The organism is Serratia surfactantfaciens (assembly GCF_001642805.2).
GTDB classification, from domain to species: Bacteria; Pseudomonadota; Gammaproteobacteria; order Enterobacterales; family Enterobacteriaceae; genus Serratia; species Serratia surfactantfaciens.
Genome location: NZ_CP016948.1, coordinates 817789 through 833217 on the forward strand (window position 1 = coordinate 817789; position 15429 = coordinate 833217).

At 64.0% G+C, this 15429-nt stretch carries 20 protein-coding genes; 11 read left to right on the forward strand and 9 right to left on the reverse strand.

Features of this window, described 5'->3' with window-relative positions; translation table 11 throughout:
* Positions 1–20: 20 nt before the first annotated feature.
* From ATE40_RS03925 to ATE40_RS03940, 4 genes are read left to right on the forward strand one after another with little or no spacing between them, the layout of a single operon-like run.
* Positions 21–1181, forward strand: coding sequence for an ABC transporter permease (locus ATE40_RS03925; protein ID WP_063919000.1), 1161 nt, complete (start codon positions 21–23; stop codon positions 1179–1181).
* Positions 1178–2113 (forward strand): ABC transporter ATP-binding protein, encoded by a 936-nt coding sequence (locus ATE40_RS03930; RefSeq protein ID WP_019454661.1) that lies wholly within the window; start codon positions 1178–1180, stop codon positions 2111–2113. Before ATE40_RS03925 ends, ATE40_RS03930 begins: the two co-directional genes overlap by 4 nt.
* On the forward strand, positions 2110–2883 hold the full coding sequence (locus tag ATE40_RS03935; RefSeq protein WP_019454660.1) for an ABC transporter permease: 774 nt from the start codon (positions 2110–2112) through the stop codon (positions 2881–2883). Before ATE40_RS03930 ends, ATE40_RS03935 begins: the two co-directional genes overlap by 4 nt.
* A 28-nt stretch (positions 2884–2911) precedes the next feature.
* Positions 2912–3673: a phosphate/phosphite/phosphonate ABC transporter substrate-binding protein gene (locus ATE40_RS03940; protein ID WP_019454659.1), complete on the forward strand. Its 762-nt coding sequence runs from the start codon at positions 2912–2914 to the stop codon at positions 3671–3673.
* Between the two features lie 6 nt (positions 3674–3679).
* Here the strand turns inward: ATE40_RS03940 and ATE40_RS03945 are convergent, their stop codons facing one another.
* The 3 genes from ATE40_RS03945 to ATE40_RS03955 all read right to left on the reverse strand — a co-directional run bounded on the left by ATE40_RS03945 (position 3680) and on the right by ATE40_RS03955 (position 5251).
* A complete protein-coding gene (locus ATE40_RS03945; protein ID WP_019454658.1) occupies positions 3680–4399 on the reverse strand; it encodes an SDR family oxidoreductase in 720 nt (239 codons plus the stop codon).
* A 106-nt stretch (positions 4400–4505) separates the two neighbouring features.
* Positions 4506–4883, reverse strand: coding sequence for an HVO_A0114 family putative DNA-binding protein (locus tag ATE40_RS03950; RefSeq protein WP_043128674.1), 378 nt, complete (start codon positions 4881–4883; stop codon positions 4506–4508).
* Positions 4884–4885: 2 nt separating this feature from the next.
* Positions 4886–5251 (reverse strand): toxin-antitoxin system TumE family protein, encoded by a 366-nt coding sequence (locus ATE40_RS03955; protein WP_019454656.1) that lies wholly within the window; start codon positions 5249–5251, stop codon positions 4886–4888.
* Positions 5252–5349: 98 nt separating this feature from the next.
* Between ATE40_RS03955 and ATE40_RS03960 the strand changes: the two genes are divergently transcribed.
* Complete coding sequence (locus ATE40_RS03960) at positions 5350–6261, forward strand: LysR family transcriptional regulator (protein ID WP_019454655.1); 912 nt, start codon at positions 5350–5352, stop codon at positions 6259–6261.
* Here ATE40_RS03960 and ATE40_RS24855 read toward each other — a convergent pair.
* From ATE40_RS24855 to ATE40_RS03975, 4 genes are all read right to left on the reverse strand, one after another.
* Positions 6249–6425, reverse strand: a complete 177-nt coding sequence (locus ATE40_RS24855; protein WP_016928550.1) for a hypothetical protein — start codon at positions 6423–6425, stop codon at positions 6249–6251. The genes ATE40_RS03960 and ATE40_RS24855 overlap by 13 nt on opposite strands.
* Before the next feature lie 106 nt (positions 6426–6531).
* Positions 6532–7452 carry a drug/metabolite exporter YedA gene (gene yedA, locus ATE40_RS03965; protein WP_025159994.1) on the reverse strand — a complete coding sequence of 307 codons (921 nt, stop codon included), beginning with the start codon at positions 7450–7452 and terminating at the stop codon, positions 6532–6534.
* A gap of 108 nt (positions 7453–7560) precedes the next feature.
* The gene (locus tag ATE40_RS03970; RefSeq protein ID WP_063919001.1) at positions 7561–8055 is read right to left on the reverse strand and encodes a DUF2878 domain-containing protein; all 495 of its coding nucleotides are present in this window, start codon (positions 8053–8055) and stop codon (positions 7561–7563) included.
* Between the two features lie 179 nt (positions 8056–8234).
* The gene (locus tag ATE40_RS03975; RefSeq protein WP_025159993.1) at positions 8235–8888 is read right to left on the reverse strand and encodes a helix-turn-helix transcriptional regulator; all 654 of its coding nucleotides are present in this window, start codon (positions 8886–8888) and stop codon (positions 8235–8237) included.
* A gap of 103 nt (positions 8889–8991) precedes the next feature.
* Here ATE40_RS03975 and ATE40_RS03980 point away from each other — a divergent pair, with 103 nt between their 5' ends.
* The 6 genes from ATE40_RS03980 (at position 8992) to ATE40_RS04005 (ending at position 13575) form a co-directional block, all read left to right on the forward strand.
* The gene (locus ATE40_RS03980) at positions 8992–10446 is read left to right on the forward strand and encodes an MFS transporter (protein WP_063919002.1); all 1455 of its coding nucleotides are present in this window, start codon (positions 8992–8994) and stop codon (positions 10444–10446) included.
* 30 nt (positions 10447–10476) lie between these two features.
* The gene (locus ATE40_RS03985) at positions 10477–11325 is read left to right on the forward strand and encodes an AraC family transcriptional regulator (protein ID WP_063919003.1); all 849 of its coding nucleotides are present in this window, start codon (positions 10477–10479) and stop codon (positions 11323–11325) included.
* Between the two features lie 71 nt (positions 11326–11396).
* Entirely contained in the window at positions 11397–12107 is a 711-nt protein-coding gene (locus ATE40_RS03990) for an AzlC family ABC transporter permease (RefSeq protein ID WP_063919004.1), read from the forward strand.
* Positions 12104–12415 (forward strand): AzlD domain-containing protein, encoded by a 312-nt coding sequence (locus tag ATE40_RS03995; RefSeq protein WP_019454648.1) that lies wholly within the window; start codon positions 12104–12106, stop codon positions 12413–12415. Before ATE40_RS03990 ends, ATE40_RS03995 begins: the two co-directional genes overlap by 4 nt.
* A gap of 69 nt (positions 12416–12484) precedes the next feature.
* A complete protein-coding gene (locus ATE40_RS04000) occupies positions 12485–13054 on the forward strand; it encodes a helix-turn-helix domain-containing protein (RefSeq protein ID WP_063919005.1) in 570 nt (189 codons plus the stop codon).
* 2 nt (positions 13055–13056) lie between these two features.
* Positions 13057–13575: a GNAT family N-acetyltransferase gene (locus tag ATE40_RS04005; protein ID WP_019454646.1), complete on the forward strand. Its 519-nt coding sequence runs from the start codon at positions 13057–13059 to the stop codon at positions 13573–13575.
* A gap of 3 nt (positions 13576–13578) precedes the next feature.
* Here ATE40_RS04005 and ATE40_RS04010 read toward each other — a convergent pair whose 3' ends face one another.
* Together ATE40_RS04010 and ATE40_RS04015 are read right to left on the reverse strand one after the other, a co-directional pair.
* Positions 13579–14409 (reverse strand): 5'-nucleotidase, lipoprotein e(P4) family, encoded by an 831-nt coding sequence (locus ATE40_RS04010; RefSeq protein WP_063919006.1) that lies wholly within the window; start codon positions 14407–14409, stop codon positions 13579–13581.
* A 16-nt stretch (positions 14410–14425) separates the two neighbouring features.
* Positions 14426–15274 carry a GNAT family N-acetyltransferase gene (locus ATE40_RS04015; RefSeq protein ID WP_019454644.1) on the reverse strand — a complete coding sequence of 283 codons (849 nt, stop codon included), beginning with the start codon at positions 15272–15274 and terminating at the stop codon, positions 14426–14428.
* Positions 15275–15429 lie beyond the last annotated feature (155 nt).

The window sequence follows — 15429 nt, forward strand, 5'->3', positions numbered from 1 at the left end:
GATGGAGCCGGAGAGTTTCTTTGATTATCGCCGTAAAACATCGCGTCTTGTTGACGCTGTTCATGCTGTTGCTGCTGGCCGCCTTCGGCCTGCCGTTCCTCAGTTACGCCCCCAATCGTCTGTTGTCGGGTAAAAGCCTTTCCTTGTACTCCCTGCTGCACGGCCCGGCGCTGTGGCTGCTGTTGCCGCTGGCGACATTGGCGATCCTCAGCCTGCTGCCGCCGACGCGGGGGCGTGCGCTGCTGGCGGCGTTGGCCGCCTGTGGTGTACTGACGCTGGCGTTCTGGATCAGCGGCCAGGCCGCCGGGCGTCTGGCGCAGGAGGGATCGCGGCTGGCTCGCACCTCCTGGGGCAGCGGCTGCTGGTTGACGATGGCGCTGAGCCTGCTGATCGCCGCCGACGCCATGGCGCGTCTCACGGTATCGCACCTGCGGCGGATGCTCGGCAATGCGCTGGTGCTGGTGCCGCCGGCGCTGCTGCTGTTCGGCCATCAGCTCGATCAGCTGTCGCTGCTGAAGGAGTACCATAATCGGCAGGAGGTGTTTGACGCCGCGCTGTTGCAGCACCTGACCATTCTGCTGGCGACGATGGCGCCTGCGCTGGCGATCGGTGTGCCGCTCGGGGTGCTGTGCTTTCGTTCCGAGCGCTGGCAGCGGCCGATCTTCTCCGTGTTGAACATTATCCAGACCGTGCCGTCGATCGCGCTGTTCGGCCTGCTGATCGCACCGCTGGCGGGGCTGGCGGTGGCGGTGCCCTGGCTGGCGGAACACGGCGTCAGCGGTATCGGCATGGCGCCGGCGATCGTGGCGCTGGTGCTGTACGCGCTGTTGCCGCTGGTGCGCAGCGTGGTGGCGGGGCTGCAAAGCGTACCGGCCGGCGTGATTGAGTCCGCTACCGGCATGGGGTTGACGCGCGGGCAGATCTTCCTGCGCGTGCAGCTGCCGTTGGCGCTGCCGCTGTTCCTGACCGGCGTGCGTATTCTGGCGGTGCAGACCGTCGGCATGGCGGTGGTGGCGGCGCTGATCGGTGCCGGCGGCTTTGGCGCCATCGTATTTCAGGGGCTGCTCAGCAGCGCGCTGGATCTGGTTCTGCTGGGGGTGATCCCGGTGGTCATGATGGCGGTCATCGTCGATTCGCTGTTTAAATTTTGGGTTTCAATCCTGGACGTATCGCGCCGATGATTCACTTTGAGCAAGTCAGCAAAATTTTTCAGGGCAAGCCGGCGGTGGACGATCTCACGCTGCACATCGCCGAGGGCGAATTCACCGTGTTGATCGGCACCTCGGGCTCCGGCAAGTCCACCACGTTAAAAATGATCAACCGCCTGATCGAACACGATCGGGGCAAGATTTTCTTTGCCGGCGAAGAGATCCAGTCGTTTAAACCGCAGGATCTGCGGCGGCGCATGGGCTACGCGATCCAATCGATCGGCCTGTTTCCGCACTGGACGGTGGAGGAGAACATTGCCACCGTGCCGCAGTTGCTGAAATGGCCGCGCGCGCGCATTCGCGATCGGGTTAGCGAACTGCTGGAGCTGTTGCATCTGGAGCCGGATCTGTTTCGCCGCCGCTATCCGCATCAGCTTTCCGGCGGGCAGCAGCAGCGGGTGGGTGTGGCGCGCGCGCTGGCGGCCGATCCCGAGGTGCTGCTGATGGATGAACCGTTCGGCGCGCTGGATCCGGTCACCCGTGCGGCGCTGCAGGCGGAGATCGCCCGCATTCATCAGCTCTCCGGCCGCACCATCGTGCTGGTGACGCACGACATCGACGAAGCGCTGGGCCTGGCGGATCGTCTGGTGCTGCTCGACCAGGGGCGGGTGGTACAACAGGGCACGCCGCTGGAATTGCTGACCGCGCCGGCCAACGACTTCGTGCGTGACTTTTTCGGGCGCAGCGATCGCGGCATCAAACTGCTGTCGCTGGGGACGGTGGCGGAGCGGGTGCGGCCCGGCGTCGCCGCGGGCGAACCTATCGCCGCCGCCCTGAGCCTGCGCGAGGCGCTGTCGGTCTTTGTGGCGCGCGGCAGCGACTGCTTGCCGGTGGTGGATGAACGGGGCGAAGCGTTGGGGGTCTTGCATTTCAACGATCTGATCGCCGGGCAGGCGCTGTCATGAGCGGGCGCATCGGGCGCCTGCTGCGCGATCCGCTGCTCTGGACGCTGGCGCTGCTGTTGGCGCTGGTATTTGGCATGGATCATTTACGCGGTCTGTTCGCCGCCTGGTTCCCCGACCTGGATCGGCCAATTTACCAGCAAGACAGCTTCATCGCGTTGGTGGCAGCGCACCTGCTGCTGGTGGCGATCTCCAGCCTGATCGCGGTGGCGATCGGCGTGGCGGCCGGTGTCGCCGTGACCCGGCGCAGCGGCCGGGAGTTTCGTTCGCTGGTGGAAACGGTGGTGGCGGTGGGGCAGACCTTTCCGCCGGTGGCGGTGCTGGCGGTAGCGGTGCCGGTGATGGGCTTCAGCGAACAGCCGGCGATCATCGCGCTGGTGCTGTACGGCCTGCTGCCGATCCTGCAGGGCACGCTGGCGGGCATCGAATCGGTGCCGCCCGCCACGCGCGAGATCGCCCGCGGCGTAGGGATGAGCGCCTGGCAAATTCTGTGGCGGGTGGAACTGCCGCTGGCGGCGCCGGTGATTGTCGCCGGGATCCGCACCTCGGTGATCATCAATATCGGCACGGCGGCCATCGCTTCCACCGTCGGCACCAAGACGCTCGGTTCGCCGATCATCATCGGCCTGAGCGGGTTTAACACCGCCTATGTGATCCAGGGCGCGGCGGTAGTGGCGCTGTTGGCTATTATCACCGATATGCTGTTTGAACGTTGGGTGCGTTATCTCACCGCCTGGCGTCAGCAGACGCTGGCGACCACTCCGGCGGGGTAAGGGGGAAATGATGCAGGTGTCTCTACCGATGTACGGCGTTGGCCGGGAGCAGGCCGAATCCTTCTGGCAGGTTCTGCGCGACAAACTGCTGCGGCTGGGGTTGCCGGCCGCGCCGGAGCAGCTCAGTTGGCCGGACGATCTGGCGCAACACTGGCGGCGCGAGGATCTGCTGCTCAGCCAGACCTGCGGTTATCCGTTGGTCAGCAGCCTGCCGCAGGTGCAGCTGATCGGCACTTATCATTACCGGGTTGAAGGGTGCGACGGGCCGAATTATCGCAGTTGGCTGGTGGTGCGCGCCGACGATCCCGGCGAGCGGCTGGCGGATTTTCGCGGCCGGACGGCGGCCTATAACAGCACCGATTCCCAGTCCGGCTACAACGGCCTGCGCGCGTTGATCGCGCCGCTGGCGCAGGACGGGAAATTCTTCGGCGCGGCTATCGCCTCCGGCGCGCATTATCAGTCGCTGAAGCTGATCCGCAGCGGGCAGGCCGATATCGCCGCCATCGATTCCATCAGCATGGAACTGCTGCGCCGCGCACAGCCGCAAGCGTTGGAAGGGCTGAAAATCATCGGCCGCACGGCGGCGGTGCCGGGTTTGCCGCTGATCACCGCCGCGGGCACGCCGCCGGAGCAGCTGGAAATTCTGCGCGCCGGCGCCCGAGCGATGCTGGATGAGGCGGTCAGCGACCGCCTGCTGATCGGCGATTTCAGCCTGGTGCCGCGTTCGGCCTACCAGATTATCACCGTGCTGGAACAGCAGGCTGCCGCGCAGGGCGTGACGGCGCTCTAGCCGCCGTTACAACAGGCCGCCGCCGTCGATGTCGATCACGCTGCCGGTGACGAAGCCATTCTCCATCGCCAGCAGGTAACCCGCCGCGACGTCGGCCGGCTGGCCGATGCGACCGACCGGCAGACTGCCGCCAACCCGTTCGAACAGTGCCTGACGCTGTGCGGCGCTCATGCCGTCATAGGCTTCGGTGGCGGTGATGCCGGGGCTGACCACGTTCACCCGCCGCGGCGCCAGCTCCTTCGCCAGCTGTTTGCCGGCCGCTTCCAGCGCGGCATTGATGGCGGTTTTGACCAGCTGGCCGCCGAGGTATTTACGCGACAGCTGACCGGAGGTCAGGGTGATGGAACCCTGCGGCGCCAGCGTCGGCAGCGCGGCCTGCACCGCGCGCAAACTGCCCCAGAATTTGACGTTGAAGTCGGCCTGCGCCTGTTCAAGGGCGGTCTCCGCCAGCGGTTTCGCCTGCACCAGCGGCCCGGCGGTGATCACCAGATGGTCGAAAGCGCCGACGGCGGCAAACAGCGCCTGCAGCGACGTTTCATCGGCCAGATCGGCCTGCATCAGGCGCAGCGCACCGTTTTTCTCCCCGGCCTGAGGAAGGCGGCGCGAAGCCAACACCACTTCAGCGCCGCGCGCCGCCGCCGCGTAGGCTACCGCGGCGCCAATGCCGCTGGTACCGCCCAGGATCACCAGCTTTTGTCGTTTCAGGGGGGAATCGGGAATCGTCATGTTAAGGCCTCTTTTAGGGTAAGTTTCAACGTGATCTATCTTTCCTGATTGAAAATCACCTAACAATCGGCCTTACTGACAAACACTTGTTAATGAATTTTAAAGATCATGCCGCGCTAAAGCGGGCGTTTAACTTCTGATCCACGATAATTTCGAAATCGGTAAACAGCGCGCGGGGTTTCACCGAACGCCCCTGTTTTTCCAGCGCCACCAGACCGTGCCCGCTCAGCGTTTTCAGCGTGGTTGACAGGTTGCTGACCTGGCGGCCCGACAGTTCGGCCAACTGACTGATGGTCTCTGGGCGGGCTGTGTCGATCAGACGCAGCAGGGCGATATTCTCGTTGCTGAGCACCTGGGCCAGCGCAATCATCGACGTGAACCACACGTTGGGCTCACGCTCCTGCGGCTGATATTCCCCTTTTGCGATCGCCAGTATGCGTTTGCGAATCAGTTCTTCAGGCATCACGCCAATCAGTGCTTTCATCATCAACCTCGATTTTCTCTCTTGCGTATGACTTCATCTATCCGGGTAAAAAAATCCTCCACCAACTGATAAGCGGAATAAAACTCGTAGGGTGAGCCTTCGTCCGTTGGGGAGTCGTGTTGGTGATCGTAAACGACGCGGCCAGAAAACTTTCCTTTGCGGGGCGTTTTAATGGCATGCGCGTTATCTATGCCAAAAATCCGGGTATTGTGGTTATCATGCAGGGTCAAATTGTAACGGATGCCATGAGGGATAAAGGCCGTTTGGGTCACCGTCCAGGCCTCTATTTTCCACCAATAGCCATCCTCACGATTAACCCGCGTGCCATGCAGGCTAAGGATGTAGTCCAGTCCATTGCGTTCATCCATTGCTCAAAACTCCATTTGTTATGATCTAATCATAATCATTGGGCGTTTTATCGTCAACCCGCCATGCCGCGAAGTCGGCTTTCTAAGAAGGGAAATGCATGACCTCATTTGTCGATCTCGAGGTGTTTGTCCGCACGGTGGATGGAGGCAGTTTTTCCGCTGCCGCGCGCGCGCTGGATATGACGCCGGCGGCGGCCAGCATTGCGGTGAAAAGGCTGGAGCAGCAGCTGGGCGCGCGGCTGTTGGTGCGTTCAACGCGCAGCCTGAGGCTGACGGAGGAGGGCGCGCGCTATCTCGACAGCGCGCGCCTGGCGTTGGGGGCGTTGGCCGAAGGAGAGCAGGCGATCCGCGAGAAGCATCAGGGGCTGTCCGGGGTGCTGCAGATTTCCGCGCCGTCGGATTTCGGTCGCAATCTGCTGCTCGGCTGGCTGGATGAGTTTCGGCTTCAGCACCCGCATATTCAACTGCAGCTCCTGATCAACGATCGGCAGGCCGATCTGTTTCGCGAGCCGGTGGACGTGGCGTTGCGTTTCGGATCGCTGGCCGACTCTTCGCTGGTGGCGCTGCCGATCTTGCCACAGCATCGGCGGTTGATCTGCGCCAGCCCGGATTACCTGCGGCGGCACGGCGAGCCGCAAACGCCGGCCGATTTGGCCAGGCACAGCATTCTGGTGTATCAACCCAGCGGCAAACGGCAGGTGGAATGGCGGCTGTGGCGCGGTGAGGAGCTGGTCGAAGTGCCGCTGAACGGCAGCTATTTTACCGATGACGGTGAGGTGGCGCGGCGCTGGGCGCTGGCCGGGCACGGCGTGGTGCGCAAGTCGGCGATCGACGTGGCGGCCGACATTCGTGCCGGGCGGCTGGTGCAACTGTTGCCGGAATGGCGCAGCGACGCGGTGCCGATCAATCTGGTCTGCCCGCATCGCTCGCAGATCTCGGAGCGCGTCAGGCAGCTGCAGCGCTTCTTACAGCAGCGCTGCCAGCGTTGGATGGACGATCACTTGGCCTGAAGGGTTTCGGTTTGCGCCGGCGTGGCGGCGGCGTCCCCGGCAGGCGCGCTTTCTTCGTGCGGGGTGGTGGAACGGGTGTAGATGTTCAGCCCGGCGAGGAACACGCCGCCCAGAGAACCGAAGGCGCACAGGGCGATGACGATGACGAACGCTTTTTTCAGCATAGGAATAATTTCGCAGGTTGCTTGGAACAGCGGGAATTATAGCCCCTTCGCCGGGTGAAACAAGAATCGTTTTTAACTGCGGCCCGCAGACCGCCCTTTGTGATCGCTACCGTTCGCTGTCGATGGCCTGCACGCGGGCCGGGCGGGCGAACAGGTATTTTCCCAGCGTCACCAGCACCACCGCCGCCACGATGATCACCAGCGCCAGCCACTCGCGCGGCGCCAGTGATTCGCCGGCAAAACCGATGCCGAGCAGCACCGCCACCACCGGGTTGACGTAGGCATAGCTGGTGGCGACCGCCGGGCGCACGTTCTTCAACAAGAACATATAGGCGCTGATCGCCAGCATCGAACCGAAGACGATCAGATACCCCAGCGCCAGAAAGCCGCTGGCGCTCGGTATCTGAGTCAGGTGCTCGCCGCTCAGTTGGCTGGCGACCAATAACACTACGCCGGCCACCAGCATCTCCGCCGCACCGGCCATCGGCCCGACCGGCAGCGAGATGCGCGATCCCAATACCGACCCAAAGGCCCAACTGGCCGACGCCAGCAAGATCAGCAGCGCGCCGGTCGGGTTGCCCACCAGGTTGTTGCCGGTGTTAAGCAGCACGATGCCCACTAGCCCGAGCGCGATGCCGGCCCATTCCAGTTTGGTGTTGCGCATGCCCCACAGCAGGCTGAAGCAGAGGGTGAACAGCGGTACCGTCGCCACCATCACCGCCGCGATGCCGGAGGGCACGTGTTGGTGTTCCGCCACCGTCACCAGGCCGTTGCCCACCGCCAGCAGCAGAATGCCGATGACGCCGGCGGCCAGCCACTGCTTCGGCGTCGGCAGCGCGTGACCGCGCCAGGCCAGGAAACCGAACAGCACGATGCCGGCTGTCAGAAAGCGAATGCCGGCCATCATCAGCGGCGGCCACTGCGCGACGCCGAGACGAATGACGAAATAGGTGGAACCCCAAACGATATATAACGTGAACAACGCCCCGATCAACGGCAGGACGCTACGGCTTTGTTGGCTAAGCATAGGATTGTATTTTGCAGGGATGATTATTATTAGAACGCTCAGTAAACCCGATCGGGCAACCGATAAGCAATGGCCTTCGGCATTATTTTTCCGGCTGCCGAAAGCCGTTCAATGGTCCTGCTGTTTCCACCGCAGCCAGCTGACTGCCGGCAGGTAAATCGACCAGCCGATGGCCAACAGCAGCAGCATGAACTCCGGCGGCACGCCGGGCAGCAAGGCGTCCAGCTTCCAGGACACGGCGTAGGCGAAGGGGCCGACGGCGGCGCCCAACACCGCCAGCGGCCAGGGCGCCGCTCTGACCACGTCCAGCAGCCAATACCACCAGCAGCCGAAGCCGATCCACAGCGCGATGGTCCAGAGCGGCAGGCCGTGTTGCCCGCTGTAGTGCAGCACGCCGCTGTAGCTCCACAGCCCATCCATGCCGATACCGCCCAAGGCGGTCAGGGCCGCGCCTTTGCGGCGGGCTGCGGGGGTAAAGATCAATGCCAGCGCCGCGCCGGCCAGCAGTATGCCGTTGAGCCGATCGCGAGTCAGCAGCGCCAGCAGCCAGCAGACGCCCAGTCCCAGCGTCGCCAGCCAGAATCCGGCATGCGGCTTCTTCATCGTTCAACTCCCGTGGGGTTACTCTGCCGCTGCGCGCTAAACGCGCCGACGGATTTGCCAGAGCGGGCGCGAGGCCCGCCGTTTGCCTGAATGTTCGTTAATTAAACCTTAGAAGGGAAGGTGCAGGGTGCACAAGCAGAATAATCTGTACCGGTTGAAAACCGGGGCAAAAATCGGCGTTACAGGAGAGAAATCCGGTAGGCGCAGCGGCGCGAGCCGGCCAGAATGTGCTCGGCGCGTTCCACCTGGGCCTGCAGCACTTCGGTGAAGATGCTCAGTTCCGCCCGGCAGAAGCCCTGGCAGACGGTGGCGGCGGCGCAGATCGGGCAGTGGTTCTCCACCAGCAAGTAGGAACCGTCCTCTTCGCGGCCCCATTCGGCCATATAGCCTTCGCGGCAGCGGATTTCGGTCAGGCGCGCCACGCGCTCTTCCAGGTCAGCGGCGCCGATCATCGCCTGCTTGTAGTTGATGCGGTTTTCCTGCTCGCGGGTCTCGATCAGCACGTCGATCGCCTGTTCGCCCAGCTTGTCGCGCACGGTGCGCAGCAGCTGTACCGTCAGGTCCGCATGGGTATCGGGAAAGCGCGCGTTGCCGGCCGAGGTCAAATGCCACAACTGCACCGGGCGGCCCACGCCGCGCGTTTCGGCTACCGCTTCGACCAGTCCCTCTTTCGCCAGCTTGACGAACTGCTGGCGGGCCGCTTCACCGGTGGTGCCGAGCACCTTTCCTGCATCAGAAGCTTGCTGCGGGCCGCGGGTTTTCAATAGCGTCAGCAATCGGTCACTGACCGATTGTGCGGTGCCTCCGCCATTTTCCAAGTTTATTCTTGACATATTTCTCCGCCTCGCCCTAACTTATTCCAAGATAACTCTTGTTAAATTTAACGCAATCTCATGACCAACTCAATGCCATTCCTCTGAAAACAGGACGACAACCGTGATAACCCATGACGATAGCCGCTGGAGCGACCTTTTCTCCGGCAAAAATGCGGCCAGTGCGATCGCACTTTCGTTCGGCGTAGCGCTGCATGCCATCAATATTCTGGTCGCCACCACCATTCTGCCCTCGGTGGTGCAGGATATCGGCGGGCTGGATCTCTATGCCTGGAACACTACGCTGTTCGTGGTGGCGTCGATCCTCGGCTCCGCGTTGTCTGCCCGCTTGCTCAGCGGTTACGGCGCGCGTAGCGCCTATCTGGTGGCTTCGCTGTTCTTCCTCGCCGGGGCGGCCCTGTGTGCGCTGGCGCCGAGCATGCCGGTGATGCTGATCGGCCGCACGGTACAGGGTTTCGGCGGCGGGCTGATCTTTGCGCTCTCTTACGCGATGATCAACCTGGTGTTCGAGCAGCGGCTGTGGCCGCGCGCCATGGCGCTCATCTCGGCGATGTGGGGCATCGCCACCCTGGTGGGGCCGGCGGTGGGCGGCATTTTCGCCGAACTGCACGCCTGGCGCTGGGCCTTCGGCATTCTGCTGCCGATCATGGCGCTGTACGCCGCGTTTACCTTTGTGATCCTGCCCAAGGGCAAGGCGCAGCAGGCGGCCGCGCCATTGCCGACCGTACAGCTGCTGTTGCTGACCGTGGCGGTACTGGTGGTGTCCGCCGGCAGCCTGGCGCACAGCGCCTGGATCAACCTGGCGGGCATCGCGCTCTCGTTAGCGCTGATGGCCTGGCTGCTGAAACGCGAAGCGCACTCGCGCGCCCGCCTGTTGCCGCACGGCGCGCTGCGGCGCGGCTCATCGTTGGCGGCGTTGTACATCACGACTGCGTTGCTGGTGATCGGCATGACCAGCGAGATCTTCGTACCGTATTTCCTGCAGCTGCTGCACGGCCAGTCGCCGCTGATCTCCGGCTATATCGCCGCCACCATGGCCGCCGGCTGGACGCTGTCCGAGATCCTCAGCTCCGGTTGGCGCGGGGCGGGCATTCGCCGGGCGATCGTCAGCGGGCCGCTGTTCGTGCTGGTGGGGCTACTGGCGCTGGCGATCCTGATGCCGGTACCGTCCGGCGGCCACTGGCAGGTGCTGACGCCGATCGTCATTGCACTGTCGCTGGTGGGGTTCGGTATCGGTTTTGGCTGGCCGCACCTGCTGACGCGCATTTTGCAGGTGGCGCCCGAAGCGGACAAAGATATCGCCGGCGCTTCGATAACCACGGTGCAGCTGTTCGCTACCGCGTTCGGTGCGGCGCTGGCCGGGATGATAGCCAACCTGGCGGGGTTGAACGATCCGGGGGGCGCGGCGGGTGCGGCGTCGGCGGCGCGTTGGCTGTTCCTGGCATTCGCGCTGGCGCCACTGCTGGCGGTATTCAGCGCCTGGCGCTGCGCGGCGATTGCACCACCGGGCGCCGAGACGGGCAATTTTGTACAAAACCCGCCCTCGCGCGAGTGCTAGAATGCCTCTCATTCAGCGGAGGTAGGCAAGATGAAGGCGGAAGGCGCAGCACGCAAAGCATCCCGGGAACAGGCCCATTTCATGCACGTCGACGATCTCGGCGGGCTGGAAGTGCTGCAGGCCACCTACCGCCGCCAGAGCTTCTCGCGCCATAGCCATGAAGGCTTTTGCGTGGGCGTCATCGACGACGGCGCCCAGCGCTTCTACCGTACCGGCGGTGAACACGTGGCGCCGCTGGGCAGCATTATTCTGGTCAACGCCGACGACATCCACACCGGCAGTTCCGCCACCGAAGAGGGCTGGTCATATCAGGCGATGTATCCGACGCCGGAGCTGCTGGCCTTTTTGTCGCGCGATCTGAAAATCGGCGCCGGCGCGACGCCTTATTTCCCCAACCCGGTGGTGCATGACATCGGCCTGGCCGGTCAGCTGCGGATGGCGTTCAGCCTGCTGCGCAGCGATGAGAACCGGCTGATGAAGGAGACCATGGTATTCTCGGCGCTGACCTGGCTGATGCTGCGGCACGGCAAAAGCCGCATCGACCCTGCGCCGCAGAGCCGGGCGCAAAGCCAGGTGGCGCGGGTGAAAGCCTTTCTCGACGATTTTCCCGAGGCGGACATTTCGCTGCTGGAGCTGGCGGAGCGCGTGGCGCTCAGCCCTTATTACCTGCTGCGACAGTTTCAGCAGGCCACCGGTCTGCCGCCGCATGCCTATCAAATTCAGGCGCGGTTGCGCAAGGCGCGCGGCATGCTGAAGGCCGGCAGCAGCGTGCTGGACAGCGCACTGAGCTGCGGTTTTCACGATCAAAGCCATTTCCACCGCCATTTCCGCAAATCAATGGGCGTTACGCCGGGCGACTACGTCAAATCGCTGAAATAGCCGGGCAATCGGGTGCAATACCCGTGTGCACGCGCGCCGTAAGCTGGCTTCTTCAACCCAAGGAGAAGCGCATGACTGATTCAATCCCCCTCATCACACCGCCGTCCGCCCGCCTGCGCCCTGCGCTGCAGGGCGGGGCGGCGATCTTGCCGCTGTGCCTGGCGGTGGTGCCGTGGGGCGTACTGGCCGGATCGATGGCGATGCAAAGCGGCCTGACGCCGGCGCAGGGGCTGGGCATGTCGGCCATCGTGTTCGCCGGCGCGTCGCAGCTGGTGGCGATGGGCATGATCAAGGGCGGCGCCGGGCTGCTGGCGATCTTGTTATCGACCTTTTTCGTCACCGCCCAGCATTTTCTTTACGCGCTGCGGTTGCGCGAGCGCATCGCGCCGCTGCCGCTGCGCTGGCGGCTGGCGCTGGGGTTCTTGCTCACCGATGAGCTGTTCGCGCTGACCGGCGAACAGACGCCGGCGCGTTTTAACCGCTGGTATGCGCTGGGCGCCGGGCTGACCTTCTATTGGTGCTGGTTCCTCTCCACGCTGCTCGGCATTGTGGCCGCCGGCAGCGCCGGGGATCTGGACGGTTACGGGCTGGACTTTTCCATCGCCGCCACCTTTATCGCCATCGTGGTGCCGCTGGTGCGCAGCCTGCCGGTGTTGGCCTGCGTGCTGACCGCGCTGCTGCTTTCCATCGTGCTGCACCATTTTCAGACGCCGGGCGCATTGGTGATCGCCACCGTGGCGGCGATGCTGGTCGGGCTGCTGTGCAGCGGGGGGCGCGGATGATCTGGCTGACGATCGCCTTGATGGGGCTGGTGGTGTTCTTCAACCGCTACTGTTTTCTGGCGCCGGGGTTGCCGCTGCGCCTGTCGCCGCGCGTTAAGACCCTGTTGAGTTTTTCCGTACCGGCGGTGCTGACGGCGATTTGCGGGCCGATTGTCGCCTTCAGCGGCGACCAGCTGCGAGCCGCGCCGGACAATCCTTACCTGTGGGGCGCGGTGTTTGCGGTAATACTGGCATTTTTCCTGCGCAACATGCTGGCGGTGGTGTTGCTGAGCATGCTGATTTTCATCGCGCTGCGCGGCGTTTTTTAAAATCCGCTTGCCATATCTCTAATTTGAGATTATTTCTCTTATATGGGATTTTGACGCGGAGTATGAACGGTGGATAACGGTCTGGATCATGCCGACCTGAGGTTGGCGCAACGGCTGGCGGATTTGCGTCAGCAACGAGGGTGGTCGCTGGAGGTGCTGGCGCAGCGCACCGATCTTAGCCGGGCGACCCTCTCGCGGGTAGAGCGCGCAGAAACCAGCCCGACGGCGTCGTTGCTGAACCGGCTGTGCGCCGCCTACGGGCTGACCATGTCGCGCCTGCTGAGTGAAATCGAAGACGAACCGCCGGAGCTGCTGCGGCTGCAGCAACAGCCGATGTGGGTCGATCGCGCCAGCGGTTTTCAGCGCCGCGCCGTTTCTCCTCCCGCCGCGCTGTATAAGGCCGAGTTTATCGAAGCCCGGCTCGATGCCGGCACGCAGATCGATTACGACCTGCCGTCGATTCCGGCGCTGGAGCATCACCTCTGGCTGCTGTCCGGGCAGCTGGAACTGACGCTGGAAGGGCGCGTTTTCCGGCTGTCGCCCGGCGACTGTCTGCGCTATCGCCTGTTCGGCGCCTCCCGTTTCCATGTCCCCGGCGCTGAGCCGGCCCATTACACGCTCGTTATCTGCAGGCCCTAATCATGATTGAACTGCAACAGTGGGACGCCGGCGCGGCGCAAAGCGCCATTGCCGACTTGGCCGAGATGCTGCACGCCAGCGTAGCGCACGGCGCCAGCATCGGTTTCGTCATGCCCTTTACGCTAGAACAGGCGCAGGCGTTTTGGCAGGGGCTGCTGCCGGCCCTGGCGCGGGGAGAACGCGCGATGCTGGTGGCGCTCGCGCACGGCCGGCCGGTCGGCACCGTGCAGCTGCTGCTGGCGATGCCGGACAACGGCCGCCACCGGGCGGAAGTGGTCAAGCTGATGGTGCACCCGCAGGCGCGGCGGCAGGGCGTCGCGCGGCTGCTGATGCAGGAAGTGCAGGCGCTGGCGGCGCACCATCAACGCAGCCTGTTGGTGCTGGACACCCTGAGCGGCAGCGCGGCGCAGGGGTTATACCGCCAATTGGGATTCGAGGCGGCGGGCGACATTCCGCAATACGCCCGCGCCAGCGACGGCGGGGCGTTGGAGGCCACCTGCTATATGTACAAACTGCTGTGAGGGTTAGCGCCCGCTCCAGGCGTTGATCGCCTGCTGGCGCACCTGCAATTTTTGCTGCGGCGTCAGCTTGTTGTAGTCGCGGGCCAGGCCGCTTTCCCAATCGCCGTACATCGGGTTGGGCAGCACGATGAATTCGGTGCCGAACTTACTCTGGTTCTCGCTGACGAACGCCCGGCGCTGCGCGTTATCCTGGTGGTAAGTCGCGGCGCCGAAGTCGTTCAGGTTGTCGCCCGCGTACACCACGATGTCATAACCGGCTTGTTTGATGGCGTCGAAGCGCGCCTGCTTATTGGAGGTGTCGGTGCTGAGCAGCACGGTTTTTTCCGACATGCCGGTGAAACCGAGTTTCTGCATGTTGGCCACCGTGGCGGCATATTCGCTCTGTTTGCGGTTCGAGACGTAGAACATCGTCCCCTGATGGCCGTTGACGTAGCGGGCGAACGACACCGCGCCCGGCACCGCGCGGGCCTGTTCGGCTCGCGTCCATTGGGCCCAGGTGGCGCCGTCGTACGGCTGGCCCTGCTGCGCCTGCCAGCCGGAGTAGGCGCTGTTGTCCAGCATGGTTTCATCCAGATCGACCACCACCGCCTTTTTGCGGCCCGGTGCGGCCCTGGCCTGATCGAAGGCGCGCTGCGCGCTGTTGAACGCCTGATGCGCCAGCGCCTGGTATTCGCCGGACTGCTGGAACCAGTTCACCGCCAGCACCGATTGATCCGCCAGCCGCTGCTGGGCCTGCGCATCGGTGCGCGGCGGCTGCGCGCAACCGGCCAATGTCAGCAGCGCGACGCCAATCGCCGCGCCGAGGGTGAGTTTTCGTACCTGTTTTCCTGCCATCGTTATCTCTCGCTTTTTATTGTGGACTGTCCAGCAGTATATCCATCTCGAACTGACGCAGAGGATCCTGCCGCCAGCCAAGATGCGTAAAGAAGGGGGCGGCCACCTCCGGCACAAAGACGTTGGCGGTCAGCGGCAAAGGGGCGAACTGCGCCTGCAGCGCGGCCAGCAAGGTGCGGGCATGCCCCTGGCCGCGGTGCTGCGGCGGCACGTAGATCAGGCGCAGCCAGCAGTGCTCGGCGCCGGGCATCACCACGGCGTAAGCCTGACGATTGAGCGTATAGGCTTGCGGTTTGCCCGGCAGTTTGAACAGCGATTCGGGGGCGATCAGCCAGGGCAGGTCGGTGGCGCCTTCCGCCGTCAGGCGATGGCTGACGGTCAACGGATCGACCGCCTGCAGAGTCGCCGTGCCTGGCGGCATTTCCGCCGGCGCCTGGTGGCCGGTCAGGGTGCGCACGATGCGCAGCCCGGCGCCATGATACAGCGCCAGCGCGGCGTCGTTGCCTTCGATCACCTCCAGCGACAGCCGCCGATCGCCGCGCTGGCGGGCATCCGCCACCAGCCGCCGCATCAGCGCCTTGCCCAGCCCCTGGCCGCGCATCTCCGGGCGCACGGAAAAGGCCGCCACCCGGCTGTGCTGGCCGCGGCGGGCGATCAGCGCCACCGCCACCGGTTCATGGCGATGGGTGACGATCAGGCTGTCGTTCAGGCTGAGGTCTTCGGCGCCGAAGCGGGCGGCGAAGGTCGGCCCGTCGACAACGAAGCGCACGATGTAGTTTTCAAAACAGTGGTTGAGGATGTTGGCCAGTTCGTCGCTGCTGTAGCGCAAGGCGTTGTGGTAATCGAAGCGTCCGTCGTTATGCATGGCTGATTCCGCTCGGGGGGAAAGCTATACATGTAGACCCGTTTGTTTGGCAAGGCAAGCCGGGGGATTCGTTGGCGGGAAAATAAAAACAAAAAAGCCGGACGCAGCCGCCCGGCGAAATAAAACTCTGGGTATCAAGTGACGCTAAAGTTTGC

Excerpts from the sequence above, each read along its gene's own strand:
- ATE40_RS03930 (WP_019454661.1), top strand. The coding sequence starts at position 1,178 with ATGATTCACTTTGAGCAAGTCAGCAAAATTTTTCAGGGCAAGCCGGCG.
- ATE40_RS03940 (WP_019454659.1), top strand. The coding sequence starts at position 2,912 with ATGTACGGCGTTGGCCGGGAGCAGGCCGAATCCTTCTGGCAGGTTCTG.
- ATE40_RS03955 (WP_019454656.1), bottom strand. The coding sequence starts at position 5,251 with ATGGATGAACGCAATGGACTGGACTACATCCTTAGCCTGCATGGCACG.
- ATE40_RS03970 (WP_063919001.1), bottom strand. The coding sequence starts at position 8,055 with ATGAAGAAGCCGCATGCCGGATTCTGGCTGGCGACGCTGGGACTGGGC.
- ATE40_RS04010 (WP_063919006.1), bottom strand. The coding sequence starts at position 14,409 with ATGGCAGGAAAACAGGTACGAAAACTCACCCTCGGCGCGGCGATTGGC.
- ATE40_RS03975 (WP_025159993.1), bottom strand. The coding sequence starts at position 8,888 with ATGTCAAGAATAAACTTGGAAAATGGCGGAGGCACCGCACAATCGGTC.
- ATE40_RS03995 (WP_019454648.1), top strand. The coding sequence starts at position 12,104 with ATGATCTGGCTGACGATCGCCTTGATGGGGCTGGTGGTGTTCTTCAAC.
- ATE40_RS03990 (WP_063919004.1), top strand. The coding sequence starts at position 11,397 with ATGACTGATTCAATCCCCCTCATCACACCGCCGTCCGCCCGCCTGCGC.
- yedA (WP_025159994.1), bottom strand. The coding sequence starts at position 7,452 with ATGCTTAGCCAACAAAGCCGTAGCGTCCTGCCGTTGATCGGGGCGTTG.
- ATE40_RS04005 (WP_019454646.1), top strand. The coding sequence starts at position 13,057 with ATGATTGAACTGCAACAGTGGGACGCCGGCGCGGCGCAAAGCGCCATT.
- ATE40_RS03960 (WP_019454655.1), top strand. The coding sequence starts at position 5,350 with ATGACCTCATTTGTCGATCTCGAGGTGTTTGTCCGCACGGTGGATGGA.
- ATE40_RS03950 (WP_043128674.1), bottom strand. The coding sequence starts at position 4,883 with ATGAAAGCACTGATTGGCGTGATGCCTGAAGAACTGATTCGCAAACGC.
- ATE40_RS03985 (WP_063919003.1), top strand. The coding sequence starts at position 10,477 with ATGAAGGCGGAAGGCGCAGCACGCAAAGCATCCCGGGAACAGGCCCAT.
- ATE40_RS03945 (WP_019454658.1), bottom strand. The coding sequence starts at position 4,399 with ATGACGATTCCCGATTCCCCCCTGAAACGACAAAAGCTGGTGATCCTG.
- ATE40_RS04015 (WP_019454644.1), bottom strand. The coding sequence starts at position 15,274 with ATGCATAACGACGGACGCTTCGATTACCACAACGCCTTGCGCTACAGC.
- ATE40_RS03935 (WP_019454660.1), top strand. The coding sequence starts at position 2,110 with ATGAGCGGGCGCATCGGGCGCCTGCTGCGCGATCCGCTGCTCTGGACG.
- ATE40_RS24855 (WP_016928550.1), bottom strand. The coding sequence starts at position 6,425 with ATGCTGAAAAAAGCGTTCGTCATCGTCATCGCCCTGTGCGCCTTCGGT.